Source organism: Intestinimonas sp. (assembly GCF_026169115.1).
Taxonomy (GTDB): domain Bacteria; phylum Bacillota; class Clostridia; order Oscillospirales; family Oscillospiraceae; genus Intestinimonas.
Genome location: NZ_JAPFEA010000046.1, coordinates 1 through 13234 on the forward strand (window position 1 = coordinate 1; position 13234 = coordinate 13234).

A 13234-nucleotide genomic window follows, 5' to 3' on the forward strand; every position below is an offset into this window, starting at 1 on the left:
CAATATTTCCTACCAGGGGCTCTTTTTTGTGCTGTCCGCATAATCTGGGGCAGTTCAGTCCCAGGTATAGGGCCAAGGGGGCGGTTGTGTGCTTTCTCTTTGGCGGTATTTTGAATGCGTGAGAGTTCGAGTCGCTTTGAACCAGGAAAATGGTTGAGTGCATCTCCCAAATCCCCGCTTTCAGCCGGTCGGCTCCGCTATTTCAAAAGCCAAACTTTTACGACTAGTTTTCGTTTATTTTTCTCTTTTTACGAAAAACACCGCACCTTTGTACGGTGTTTTTTCTGTGCATCTTTTTTGTCAACACATTTTTGTCCGAGTGGGGAGACTCGAACTCCCGGCATCTTGCTCCCAAACGGTTGAACTAAATTTTTTCTGGTTATTTATAGTTATTTTTAATCATTTTCGATACATTTCGCTCACTATTTGACACTCTTACTTCCGCTGTTTCCGAGTGCTCCAACGCTGTCTGTGGTCAAACATGTGGTCAAAGAGCCCTTCTTGACCAGGCGCGGCATAACTACCATAGCCTGTTCAGAAGGGCTCTTTTCGCTGTTCGGATTTGGGGTATTGTACCTCTGTAGAGGCCGAGAAGCAAGATGTTTTTTTCGGGTCAGGCGTATCAATTTTTAACACGCCTATACAAAGAATAAAAGCCTGCGGACCGCAACCTATCTGTTCAGTAGCCACTGGATGCCCGCCACCGTCCGCTCGAGTCCATAGACAAAGTGGTTTCCGGGATTCAGATGGAACACCGTGTCGATGCCCTTGTTCTGGTAAAAGGTCCGGATCTCCTCTGTATTTTCCTGAACTGTTTTCAGGTCTGGATTGCGGGTCTTGGCCTCTTTGTCCCCCAGAGAGAAATAGATGCAGTCCGGCCGGCGCTTCGGTTCGTGGGAAAAGACGTATTCCTTGAAACCAGGAAACCACAAGGATCCGGACATACACCCTACCCGTGAGAACACATCTGTCTGGTAGATGGCGTACAGTGCGAACAGCCCTGCCAGAGAGTACCCAGCAATCCCACGCCATGCCGGAGGCCCGGGTAGCTCTTTTTCTGCCCTGGGTATGATCTCCTCCACCAGCAGCCGCAGATAGTCGTCTGCCCCTCCGGTGAAGGGATCCCCTTTCTTGAATGCCGCCGGGCTGTCCCATGGGGCCATGTCTCGGTTCCAAGCCAAATTGCTGATGGCAACCAAATTAAACGGTAGGCAACCGGTAGCCTGCGTGGTCTCATAGACCTTTTGTCCCTCGCCTGAGTATGTATTCAAGTAAATCATAGGGGCATTTGGTGCTGCGCACGGAAAGACAGCTATGTGCTTATCCTCAATTACAAATGTGTGCATGAATTCACCGGCTTTCTGATTTGTCTCTATTATAGCATAATTTTAACTCGGCGCAATTTTTAATGTTGAATTTTATGTATTTATGTTGTGATTTCCGATTGCATCTGGTATACTGCGAATTAAATAATAGAAAATTTTGTCATAGACAAGAGAAACAGATACAGAAAGGGTGATTTTATGACCGCAAACGAACAACTGGCCTCTGTGGGCCGGAATATCCAGGAAAAGGCCACCCTCATTTGGAATGTGGCAAATACCCTTTTTGGCGCATTCAAGCCCCATGAGTATGGCCTGGTGATCCTGCCGATGGTGGTCATTAAGCGGTTCCACGACTGCCTGTTGCCAACCCACCAGTCGGTGCTGGATACATACAAGAAGGTGGAGCATCTGGCGGTCAAGGAGGGCTTCCTGCGGACTGCCGCCGGATACCAATTCTACAACACCAGCCCTTTCACCTTTGAGACCCTTCGTGCAGACCCAGAGAATATCAATGACAACTTCCGAGCCTACCTAAACGGCTTTTCCGACAATGTGCAGGACATTCTCTCCCGCATGAATTTCAGCGCCCAGATCGACCGCATGGAGGAGGCGGGCCTGCTTTATCAGGTCATCGTAGACTTCTGCTCTGACAAGGCGGATATGAGTACGGAGAAGATCAGCGCCGTGGACATGGGCTACATTTTTGAGAACTTGGTCCAGCGATTTTCTGAGTCTTACAACGAGGAGGCCGGAGCGCACTTCACCAGCCGGGACATCATTTACCTGATGTGTGATCTGCTGGTGACTGGTGACCAGAACGCCTTCAATGGGGAGGGTATCACCAAGACGGTCTACGACATGACAATGGGTACCAGCCAGATGCTTACCTGCATGGAGGAGCGGCTGAAACAGTTGGATGCCGATGCGGATGTCACCTGTTTTGGACAGGAACTGAACCCCTTCACCTTTGGTATCGCTAAGGCTGACATGCTGATCCGTGGGGGCGATCCCGACAACATGCAATTCGGCGACACGCTGGACGACGACAAGTTCGAGGGCTACCAGTTTGACTACTGTATCTCCAATCCCCCCTTCGGCATCGACTGGAAACGGGAGGCCGCTGCGGTGGAGGCCGAGCATAAGAAAGGTTCCGCTGGCCGCTTCGGCCCCGGCCTCCCCAGCAAGAGCGACGGGCAGATGCTGTTCCTGCTCAACGGCCTGTCCAAACTGAAACCGGAGGGCCGTATGGCCATCATCCAGAACGGCTCCTCCCTGTTTACCGGGGACGCCGGTTCCGGTCAGTCGGAGATCCGCCGGTACCTGATCGAGAACGACTGGCTGGATGCCATTGTGCAGCTCCCCAACGACAGTTTTTACAATACCGGCATCGCCACCTATGTATGGATCATCACCAAGGACAAGCCCTCGGAGCATATTGGGAGGGTCCAGCTCATTGACGCCAGCAAGTGCTATGAGTCCCGCCGGAAGTCCATTGGCAACAAGCGGGTGGACATCACCGAGTCCTGCCGGGAGCTGATCGTCCGGGCCTACGGGGAGTACCGGGATCAGATCTATGAGCGGGAGCTGGAGTCCGGGACAAAGCTCGTCTGCAAGAGCCGGGTGTTGGACAGCGTGGCCCTGGGCTACAACAAGATCACTGTGGAAAGCCCCCTACTGGACGAGGACGGGAACAAAGTGCTGAAGAAGGGCAAGCCCGTTGCCGACCCGAAAAAGCGGGACACGGAGAATGTGCCGCTGGACGAGGATATCGACACTTATTTCGCCCGTGAAGTTCTGCCCTATAACCCGGATGCCTGGATCGACAAGAGCAAGACCAAGGTGGGCTACGAGATCCCTTTCACCCGCACCTTCTATGAGTACAAAGAGATCGAGCCTGCGGACCAGATCGCCCAACGCATCGAGGAGCATGAGCACGCCCTGATGCAGAAACTCCACGACCTGTTTGGGAAGGACGGTGAGTGAAATGACCCCGGCGAAGGGTTTTTCGGAGATGAAGGACAGCGGGATTGAGTGGATTGGTGAGATTCCGGTACATTGGGAAATTGCTCGAATGAAATCCATTCTCGAAAATGTATCAATCAAAAACCATCCAGATGCTGAGGTTCTTTCGCTTTACCGTGACTATGGTGTCCTTCCTAAAAATTCAAGAGACGACAATCATAATGAAGTCATGTCGAACTGGACACCCAATAAGGCAAATACGCAATATTCTACTTGGCAAGATACGCTTACCAAGATGCGGAAAAACCGCTTTATTCCGTCAGGGTTTGGAATTCATACCCTAAAAAAGAAGTTCTCTTACAGGGGGAGTAAGTCATGCCAGACAACGAAAAACAATTTGAACAGGATATTGAATCCTTTCTGATCTCCCCTGCTGGCGGCTGGCAGAAGGCCTCTGACGCAGGCTATCGGACCTCTATGGACTCCGGTATGGCCCTGGACTTGGATACCCTGGTAGGATTCATCAAGGCCACCCAGCCCATCCAGTGGCAGCGGTTTGAAAAGCAGTGCAACTCCGGCCCGGAGAAGAAGTTTTACAAGGCATTTGAGAATGCAGTGGAGAATGACGGCTTGATCAGCGTCCTGCGCCACGGGTTCAAGCACCGGGGGATCGAGTTCCGAGTTTGCTACTTCAAGCCGGAGTCCACCCTGAACGATGTGGCCGTCAAGCACTATGGCCAGAATATCTGCCAGTGTGTCCGCCAGTGGCACTACTCCGGGCAGAACAACAACAGTGTGGACATGATATTGGCTGTGAACGGCATCCCGATAGTGGCCATCGAGTTAAAAAACCAGCTCACCGGCCAGAGCGTGGACAATGCCAAGCGGCAGTGGATGTTTGACCGGGACCCTAAGGAACCGGCGTTCCTGCTGAACCACCGTGTCCTGGTGTTTTTCGCCGTGGATCTCTATGAGGCGGTGATGACCACCAAGTTGGACGGGGCCAAGACCTACTTCCTCCCCTTCAACCAGGGCAGCAACGGCCCCGGCAGGGATGGCGGCGCAGGAAATCCACCATCCGCCGATGGAGACTATGTGACCTCCTACCTCTGGAAAGATGTCTTGCAGAAGGACAGCCTGTTGGACATCATCCAGAAGTTTGTCAATCTCCAGGTGAAGAGGGAGAAAGTACCCCAGAAGGTTGGCACCCAGAGGGAGATCACCAAGAAGTCCGTCATCTTCCCCCGGTATCACCAGATGGATGTGGTGCGGCAGTTGGTCCAAGATGTCAGAACCAATGGCCCCGGCAAAAATTATCTGGTGCAGCACAGCGCCGGTTCCGGGAAGTCCAACTCCATCGCATGGACTGCCTACCGGCTCGCCAGCTTGCACGATGACAACAACAAGCCCATTTTCAACTCCGTAGTCATCGTGACTGACCGTACGGTGCTGGATGCCCAGCTCCAGGAGACCATCTCCGGCTTTGACCACACCTTGGGTTCCGTGGTCACCATCGATGAAAAGAAGTCCTCTAAAGACCTGCGAGATGCTCTGAACGACGGCAAGCGGATCATTGTCACCACCTTGCAGAAGTTCCCCGTCATCTATGAGCAGGTGGATGACACCACCGGCAAGTCCTTTGCCATCATCGTGGACGAGGCCCACAGCAGCCAGACCGGGCAGAGCGCCATGAAGCTGAAAATGGCCCTGGCGGATACCCATGATGCCCTCAAGGAGTATGCGGAGCTGGAGGGCAAGGCGGAGGATGAATTGGAGGACGCTGAGGACGGTTTAGTACGGGAGATGATCACCCACGGCAAGCACAAGAATCTGAGCTTCTTCGCCTTTACTGCCACGCCAAAGAACAAGACGCTGGAGATGTTCGGGGAGGAGTACGCAGACGGCTCCTTCCACCCTTTCCATATCTATTCCATGCGCCAGGCCATTGAGGAAGGTTTTATCCTGAACGTGCTGGAGAACTACACCACCTACAAAACCTGTTTCCAGATTGCCAAGAATACTCCGGACAACCCGGAGGTGCCTACTACAAAGGCCATCAAGACCATCCGGCGCTTTGAGGAACTGCATCCCCATAATTTGCAACAGAAGGCAGCCATTATTGTGGAGACCTTCCGGGATGTGACAAAGCACAAGATCGGCGGGAAGGGTAAGATGATGGTTGTCACTGCCTCCCGGCTTGCGGCCGTTCGCTATTACCATGAGATTAAGGCTTACTTGGAGGCAAATCACTATGATGATATCGAGATCCTGATTGCCTTTTCCGGCAGCATCAAGGACCCGGACGAGGCAGATGGACCAGAGTACACCGAAAGCGGCATAAACCGGGATAGAGCCGGTAACCGGGTCAGCGAGGCGCAGACCAAGCAGGTATTCCACGACGAGGGTAATGTGTTGATCGTGGCGGAGAAGTACCAAACCGGCTTTGATGAGCCGCTGCTGCACACCATGATCGTGGACAAGAAATTGCGAGATGTGAAGGCAGTCCAAACATTGAGCCGTCTGAACCGTACATATCCCGGTAAAGAAGATACCTACATTCTGGACTTCGTGAACACCAAAGAGGAGATCTTGGAGGCCTTCCAGCCATACTACCAGGAGACCAGCCTCACCGAGGAGATCAATGTCGATCTGATTTATAAGACCCAGAAGCAACTCCGGGAGTTCAAACTGTATAATGACAGCGACATTGAAGCTGTCACTAAGATCTATTTTTCTCCAGATGCAAAAGAGGTTGGCTCGGTGCAGGCGAAGATCTCCAATGCCCTGCTTCCCGTTGCCAAGGCTTACAATCAGTTAAGCAAGGATGACCGCTACCAGTTCCGCCGCCTGATCCGGACCTTTGTGAAGTGGTATAACTACATTTCGCAGATCGTGCGGATGTTTGATAAGGATCTCCACAAGGAATATCTGTTCTGTTCCTACTTGTCAAAATTGATTCCAGCAGAACCCTCTACGCCCTGGGACCTCGATAACCGAGTAAAACTGGAATACTACCGGCTGGAGAAAACTTTTGAGGGTGCGATTGCCCTGGAGGAAAAGCCCACCGCTCTGGAGCCTGCCAAAACTAAAAAGGCTGTGACCATGAATACAAAAAAAGATCCTCTCGATGTAGTGATTGTGACAATCAATGAGACTTATAAGGGTTCGTTCACTGAAGCAGATCGGGTTTTAATTGGAACTTTGCGTGAGAAGTTGCTGGCGGATAAAAAACTCCGTAAGGCAGCCAAAGTGGATGGACAGCAGATCTTCGAGAAGAATGTGTTCCCCAAAATTTTCGACCAGACGGCTCAAGCATCTTACATCGAGAGCACGGAGACTTATACAAAACTGTTTGAGGATACTGCTAAGTATAACGCCATCATGGTTGCCTTGGCAAAAGAACTGTATCGGGAACTTCGGAACGGTCAGGAGGGATAATGATGCCGAGAGCAAAGAAAGACGGACAGCATATCAACTGCTACATCGACAGAACCCTTTGTGAACGGCTGAAGGCCTATGCAGATGAAAAGGGGCAGACTATGACGACTGCGCTGGAGAGGATCCTGAAACAACATTTTGAAGAAGAAAACAGAAAAACTATTGACAAGGATGATATGGAGGCATCACGGTGAATGGTCAAGGAAAACTATTGACTCATTTTCTAAAAAATGCAGACAAGCTTGTCATTCCAGTATATCAGCGTAATTATGACTGGAAAGAGGAACATTGCAAAAAACTCTACTCTGACCTTGTTAAAACTGTCAGGGAGGGGAAACGTTGGCACTTTTTCGGCGGTATCGTATCTGTCAGCGACCCTATGGGCAGTAGCTCAGACTACCTGGTCATTGATGGGCAACAGCGGATCACAACCGTATCCCTTCTTCTCCTGGCCATCGCCAACTTTGTGAAGGCCGGCATTGTCACGCCCAAAGATCCCAACCTGTACGATGTGATCACGAAGAAGTATCTGGTTGATGAGATCAATCCCAAACAGCGCAAAATGAAGCTGAAGCCCATTAAAGGCGATCAGGACTCTTACGACCGACTCTGGGGCGATCCTTCTGAGTACAATCAGAGTTCACGAATTACCCAGAACTACCTGTATTTCTACAACCAGATCCAACGGGATGACATCAGCGTAGATCAGTTGTTTTCTGCAGTTGAAAAGCTCCAAATCATTGACATCACCCTGACGCCCCCAGACGATGATCCGCAGCTTGTTTTCGAGAGCCTCAATTCCACGGGACTGGACTTGAACGAGGGCGACAAGATCCGGAACTTTGTCCTGATGCGTCGCTCTATGGAGGAGCAGGAACAGTTCTACGATGACTACTGGAGTCCGATTGAGAAGAACGCCGGCTATGACAAGCAGACCAACTCCTATGATGTCAGCCCCTTCATTCGGGACTACCTGGGCATCAAGGAACGACGTCTGACAGCCATGAAGGAGATCTACCAGGAGTTCAAGGACTATGTGGAAAAGCGCGGCCAGATCGAGGATGTCCTCAAAGAGTTGCGGGACTATGCGAAGAGGTATAACAAGATCCGCTCTGGCAGCCCTGAGTTCCCCCTCAGACTGAGAGCCTCCTTGTATCGACTAAATCGGTTTGAAAGCAGCGTCTGCCGTCCGTTCCTGATGGAGGTATTCCGACTCCAGGAAGAGGATCTGCTCTCACTGGATACTGTGGCCGAGGTCTGCCGCATTGTGGAGGCATATCTGCTCCGCCGCCTGATTTGTGACCTGCCTTCCAACACACAGAGCAAGGTGTTCCTCACCCTTTGTAATGACATCAAGCGGCTGGACGGCACTTACGATAGTTTCCTGGAGAAAATGAAGTATGTGCTGGGCAGCAAAAAAGAGAAGGCTGCCTTCCCCACAGATGAGGACTTTGCGGAAGGGCTGAAAGCGAAAAACATCTATACCATGCCAACCCGGTACAAAGCCTATATTTTTGAGCGCCTGGAGAATGGGGATAGCTCTGAATATAAAGAGATCTACAACCGGCTGGACAGCGGCGAGTACACCATTGAGCATATCATGCCACAAAAGTTGACTCCCGCTTGGGCGGCTGAACTGGGTGACGATGCAGAGAGCATCCATGATCAGTGGCTCCATCGGCTGGCAAACCTGACATTGGCTGCATCAGCCTACAATATCCGGTACAGTAACGCCTCCTTCCAGGAAAAGAAGACTATGAAAGACGGTTATCTCCAAAGCGGCCTGAAGATGACCCAGCAGATCGCGAAAGCAGACCACTGGGGCCTTACTGAATTGGAGGAACGCTGTAGCAGCTTGATCCAGCAGTGCATCTGCCTCTGGCCATATGCGGACACTACATATACGCCCCCGCAGAAACAGTATGATGAGATTGCTCTGGATGATGACGCAACCTTTACCGGCAGGCAGCTGGTGAAGTATCGTTTCCGTGGGAATGAGCACGAAACGACTACCTGGGTGGATATGTATGTCGCAGTCCTCAAGGAGTTGCACAATGTTGATACCGCATACCTCAATTACCTCGCAGATGCTGATGACAGCGTAGATCTGGCCAGCCAGTTTTCTCGGAGTGAAAACGGAGCGGATGCGTCGGCGATGGTTACGGACGGCATCTATGTCAATACTGGCACCTCGACGCAGCACAAGATCAATATGCTTCGGCGCCTGTTCGAGCATTATGGGCAGGATCCCTCTGATTTGGTGTTCTTCCTCAATGAGAAACGGGATGATGAGGAATCCAGCCAGCGGCATAAAATCCGCAGAGCGTACTGGACACAGGTTTTACCGAGCATCCAGGAAGTGACCGGATCGTTCAAGTATGTGTCACCCACGAAGAATAACTATCTCTCAGGTTCTACAAATAGCCCAGGGGTTCAGCTGTCTTGCGTTGCCAACTATAATCAGGCCCGGGTCGAGATCTATATTGACACGGGGGATGGAGCCAAAAACCAGCAGATTTACGACAATCTGAAGAAACATCAGGCGGAGATCGAAGAGACCTATGGACGACCGCTGATGTGGTACAACCAGGAGGGAACTCGTTCCTGCAAAGTGTATGATGAACTGCTGGATGTCAGTGTAACAAACCGGGATGACTGGATTAAAATGATGAAATTCCACAGTGAGCGCGGAGCAATGCTATTGCGGGCTGTGACGCCTTATTTACCTTGATTCTTGAGTTATTTAGTTGCTTATCTTGTGGACAGGGATTCACTGCTTCATAATGGAAAAACCGTTAGAGGATTCAGATGGACTAATCCAATTGAAGAAAATCATCCATAGAAAAATCGGAAAACCTGGTGGGTTTACGATGAGAATCATAAAACGATTGCATAGCGTTTGCAGAGAAAGGAAAGCGGAAAAGATGAACGTCATCTGTTTCGGTGATTCCAACACCTACGGCTACGATCCCCGCTCCTATCTGGGTGGTCGCTATGACACGGATAGCCGGTGGGTGGATATTCTGGCCGAGGAAACCGGCTGGACCGTCCGTAACCTGGGGGAGAATGGCCGGGAGATCCCTGCATCGGCACCTGTCTTTTCTGCTGACACGGATCTGCTGATCGTTATGCTGGGCACCAACGACCTGCTCCAAAGCAGAAGCCCGGAACAGGCCGCTGAGAGGCTGGAGCGTTTTCTGTCCAGCCTTTCCCTGGATCGAAGTAAAATTCTGCTGATCGCCCCGCCGCCGGTGAAACGGGGCGCGTGGGTTCCCAACCAGCAGCTCATTGACGATTCCCATACCTTTGCCCAATGCTGTCGGTCCTTGGCAGAGCGAAGGAACCTCCGCTTTGCCGACACCGGAAAGTGGGACATCGCCTTGACCTATGACGGCGTACATTTTACGGAGCAGGGGCACAAGACCTTTGCGGCCAGACTTCTGGAGGAATTTAAATGAAACGAATGATACCCCTGCTTCTTTCTATTCTGCTGCTGGCCGGATGCGGCGGGAATGCCGCTGACGGCGCCTATGAGCAGATCGACCAGGAAGAAGCCAAAGAAATGATGGACACCCAGGAGGTCATTATCCTGGATGTGCGGGAGCAGGACGAGTACGATAGTGGGCACATCCCCGGCGCTGTCCTGCTGCCGGTTGACACCATCGATGAGGATACCGCCGCTGCGGTCATCCCAGAAAAGGACTCCACTGTCCTGGTCTACTGCCGCAGCGGAAACCGTAGCAAGACCGCCTCCTCCACGCTGGCCGACTTAGGCTACACCAATATCTACGAATTCGGCGGCATCAACACCTGGCCCTACGACACGGAGCCGTGAGGGCTCAAAAACTACATCGCCATAGTCAAAGAAAACGGGATCGACCAATCGGTCGATCCCGTTCTTTTTGATTAGGAGTGTTTCAGCCACTCCACATATTCCTCCAAAGTGATAATATCCCGGTCACACTTCTTTTTCATCTCTCTGGCCTGCTCGCTCCAGGCGTAGAAGTCGGTGTCGGAGATACGGCCTGCCTTGATCCAGGCAAAACGCTTCTTGTATTCCTTGCGGTAAGCCTTGAACACCGGGTCGTCAGACTGCTTCTTAGTCCACTGCTGGAAGGCCCCGGCCTCCCGGCAGGTCTGCTGCCCCTCGGCCACCGGACGCTCACAGTACTCCGCGCTGACCCGTCCGGTCTGGGGGAACCAGCGGCCGCAGTTCTTGCAGCGCCGCACGGTGATCCCACGCTCCACGCAGCTGCGCAGAGCGTAGTCGATCATGTCCCGAATGGAACCGGAGTACAAAACAGGGGAGCACCGTCCCGGCTCCACTGGCTCAAAACCAAGGGGGATGGGCCGGAAGGCAAACAGCTCCGGATCCTTAGGCGAGTCATAGCGGTACTGCTGGGACGCCTGCTGCTGGGGATCCCGTCCGGCTCCGTCCACATCCAGCACCAGATCAAAGAATCTCTCAACCTGTTTCTGATACTGGGGCAGCAGCTCCGGGAGTGCCTTCAGCTTCTCCAGCATCTGCTGGTCCTCCGGGCTTCCCCGGTCACTGAAGACGCCCATTCTGGAGAAGCGGTCGTACCAGCGCACATACAGAAGCTCCAGATAGATGTGCCGGCTCTTCAACTGCCCCAGCTCCACCATGGCGTCGGTGCCGGCCTGACGGTCATCCTCTGTGATGAGCCGGCTCCAATTCTCTGCGATCCGTTGGAGAAAGGGTGTTATCTCTCCGCAGTCCAGTTCTAAAAAGGACAGCAGGCTCTCCAAAAACGGCAGCTCCCGGCAGGTTGCCGGTGCGCCCTGGATCCCGGCAGGGTCATACTGGAAGCACTCTTTCTTTTCGGAAAAATACATTTTTGCGTACCACATAGGCGACTCCTGAATTAGACAATTATAAAATATAAATAAAATAGCCTTGACAAGGGCGCTATGGCGTGTTACCATGTCCACACAGCGAACTGTCTATTATTTGTTATAATGAGTCTAACATCTGGCAGGCGGTTTGTCAATCAAAAAAGTCGGGGCGCCGACAGGAACCTTGAAAACTGAATACCCATCACCAGAGACGATACTCAGCCGGGGAAGTGTGCCGGGATGCTGTTGACCAGGACAGGCAACAGAGCGCGCCAAGGCAGAAGAAAACGCTGTGCGCGTCAGACAAGGCCGCAGGGCAGGAACGGGTATGGTGCATGGCCGCAAGTAAAAAAGCCGCCAAACTGCTGCAACAGTCTGGCGGCCCGCTGCGTTTCGGAAACACAGCCTGATCTGCTGTTCAGTTTACCAGAACGACCTCCGAAACGCAAGAAGAAAATCACAACAGGAATTGGATCGGAGGTATCAATATGAAACAGTCACAGTGTACCAGCTACGAGAATCTTCCGCTGTTCCTCAACGCACACCTGCTGTCAGAGGTGCTGGGTGTGTCCATCTCCACCGCCTACGAGTTGTTCCACGAGCCAGGCTTCCCGGTGCTGCGTGTGGGCAGCCGAATGGTGGTACCCAAAGAGAAGTTCATTCAGTGGGTGGAGGAGCGGTCTGGAGGTGCCAAATGAGAAAGCAGAACTGGCCCAAGCGGGACCCCATCAAAAACTATTTTCCTCTGCCTAATGAGATCTATGCTCTGGGGCTGTCCTCCACGGCCATCGCGGTCTACGGCTATCTGCTTCATCGGGAGGATCGAAAGACCTATCAGTGTCTGGCCAGCTACCGGATGATCGGTGAAGCCATCGGGAAGTGCACCAACACCGTGCGCAAGTATGTGATGGAGCTGGAGGAACGGGGACTCATCCGTACCGAGCGCACCACCATCACCACCCAGGACGGCCGCAGACAGAATGGTTGCCTGCTCTACACCATCCTGCCAATCCAAATGGCCATCGACCAGTTCTATGAGCGGCAGATGTGTGCAGCGGAGGTGGCTGCGGAGCGGCAGAGAGTTGAACAGCGCAGAGCGGCCTATGAACAGAAACGAGGTGAGACGGTATGCTGACCCAGATGGTGGATCAGCTGATCCAGCAGGAACCAACTCTGCTGGCACAGCGCACGGTTGACACAAGGAGGTACATCATGGACCAGTGGGACCGCACGCACAGAGACCCCATTGATGAAAACGCTCTGGCGGTGTTCCTCTGTGATGAAACGCACAGTAGCTTGCCCGAGGAACAAAAGATATTCGCCAGAGAGAAAGGGGCGGAGGTAAGGGACTGCTATCGCAACACGCTGTTCCGCCTCCTCCTGTGTGGGGAGATGCTGCGATGCGGTATGGTCACCGGAGCGGAGGAGTACTGCCGAGTGTTCCTGCCTGCAACGGTCGGCGCTCTTGACAGAAGCGTTCCCCCATGCAGCGGCCTGTGATGAGTTGTGTGCGGCGATGGCAGTGCAGGTAGAGTACACGCCCCACCCAAGATGCAGGGCACGGTGTGCGGGCTGTGTGCGCCAAGCGTCCGGCTCTCCCAAACCAAAATGTTCGGGTGCAGCAGTCGGTCGATTTTAGTGCAGGATAAAGG

General features: G+C 52.7%; 12 protein-coding genes. 10 read left to right on the top strand and 2 right to left on the bottom strand.

Going from position 1 to position 13234, the window contains the following annotated elements:
- Positions 1-671: 671 nt before the first annotated feature.
- Complete coding sequence (locus Q0Y09_RS04110) at positions 672-1346, bottom strand: alpha/beta hydrolase-fold protein (RefSeq protein ID WP_297718026.1); 675 nt, start codon at positions 1344-1346, stop codon at positions 672-674.
- Between the two features lie 177 nt (positions 1347-1523).
- Between Q0Y09_RS04110 and Q0Y09_RS04115 the strand changes: the two genes are divergently transcribed.
- The 7 genes from Q0Y09_RS04115 (at position 1524) to Q0Y09_RS04145 (ending at position 10560) form a co-directional block, all read left to right on the top strand.
- Positions 1524-3308 (top strand): class I SAM-dependent DNA methyltransferase, encoded by a 1785-nt coding sequence (locus tag Q0Y09_RS04115; protein WP_297718029.1) that lies wholly within the window; start codon positions 1524-1526, stop codon positions 3306-3308.
- A 1-nt stretch (position 3309) separates the two neighbouring features.
- Complete coding sequence (locus tag Q0Y09_RS04120; RefSeq protein WP_297718032.1) at positions 3310-3711, top strand: hypothetical protein; 402 nt, start codon at positions 3310-3312, stop codon at positions 3709-3711.
- Complete coding sequence (locus tag Q0Y09_RS04125; RefSeq protein WP_297718034.1) at positions 3663-6725, top strand: DEAD/DEAH box helicase family protein; 3063 nt, start codon at positions 3663-3665, stop codon at positions 6723-6725. Before Q0Y09_RS04120 ends, Q0Y09_RS04125 begins: the two co-directional genes overlap by 49 nt.
- Positions 6726-6727: 2 nt before the next feature.
- On the top strand, positions 6728-6919 hold the full coding sequence (locus tag Q0Y09_RS04130) for a hypothetical protein (protein WP_297718037.1): 192 nt from the start codon (positions 6728-6730) through the stop codon (positions 6917-6919).
- Positions 6916-9456: a DUF4268 domain-containing protein gene (locus Q0Y09_RS04135; protein WP_297718041.1), complete on the top strand. Its 2541-nt coding sequence runs from the start codon at positions 6916-6918 to the stop codon at positions 9454-9456. The genes Q0Y09_RS04130 and Q0Y09_RS04135 overlap by 4 nt, the downstream gene beginning before the upstream one ends.
- Before the next feature lie 193 nt (positions 9457-9649).
- A complete protein-coding gene (locus Q0Y09_RS04140; protein WP_297718043.1) occupies positions 9650-10183 on the top strand; it encodes a GDSL-type esterase/lipase family protein in 534 nt (177 codons plus the stop codon).
- On the top strand, positions 10180-10560 hold the full coding sequence (locus Q0Y09_RS04145; RefSeq protein ID WP_297718046.1) for a rhodanese-like domain-containing protein: 381 nt from the start codon (positions 10180-10182) through the stop codon (positions 10558-10560). The genes Q0Y09_RS04140 and Q0Y09_RS04145 overlap by 4 nt, the downstream gene beginning before the upstream one ends.
- 71 nt (positions 10561-10631) lie before the next feature.
- Here the strand turns inward: Q0Y09_RS04145 and Q0Y09_RS04150 are convergent, their stop codons facing one another.
- On the bottom strand, positions 10632-11597 hold the full coding sequence (locus Q0Y09_RS04150) for a DUF6076 domain-containing protein (protein ID WP_297718049.1): 966 nt from the start codon (positions 11595-11597) through the stop codon (positions 10632-10634).
- Positions 11598-12070: 473 nt separating this feature from the next.
- On the opposite strand from Q0Y09_RS04150, the gene Q0Y09_RS04155 reads away from it, so the two are divergent.
- Genes Q0Y09_RS04155 through Q0Y09_RS04165 form a run of 3 tightly spaced genes read left to right on the top strand, consistent with a single transcriptional unit; the run spans position 12071 to position 13082 of the window.
- The gene (locus Q0Y09_RS04155; protein ID WP_297718052.1) at positions 12071-12280 is read left to right on the top strand and encodes a helix-turn-helix domain-containing protein; all 210 of its coding nucleotides are present in this window, start codon (positions 12071-12073) and stop codon (positions 12278-12280) included.
- Positions 12277-12717, top strand: a complete 441-nt coding sequence (locus Q0Y09_RS04160; RefSeq protein WP_297718056.1) for a helix-turn-helix domain-containing protein — start codon at positions 12277-12279, stop codon at positions 12715-12717. Before Q0Y09_RS04155 ends, Q0Y09_RS04160 begins: the two co-directional genes overlap by 4 nt.
- A complete protein-coding gene (locus Q0Y09_RS04165; RefSeq protein WP_297718059.1) occupies positions 12711-13082 on the top strand; it encodes a hypothetical protein in 372 nt (123 codons plus the stop codon). Before Q0Y09_RS04160 ends, Q0Y09_RS04165 begins: the two co-directional genes overlap by 7 nt.
- Positions 13083-13234: the final 152 nt, after the last annotated feature.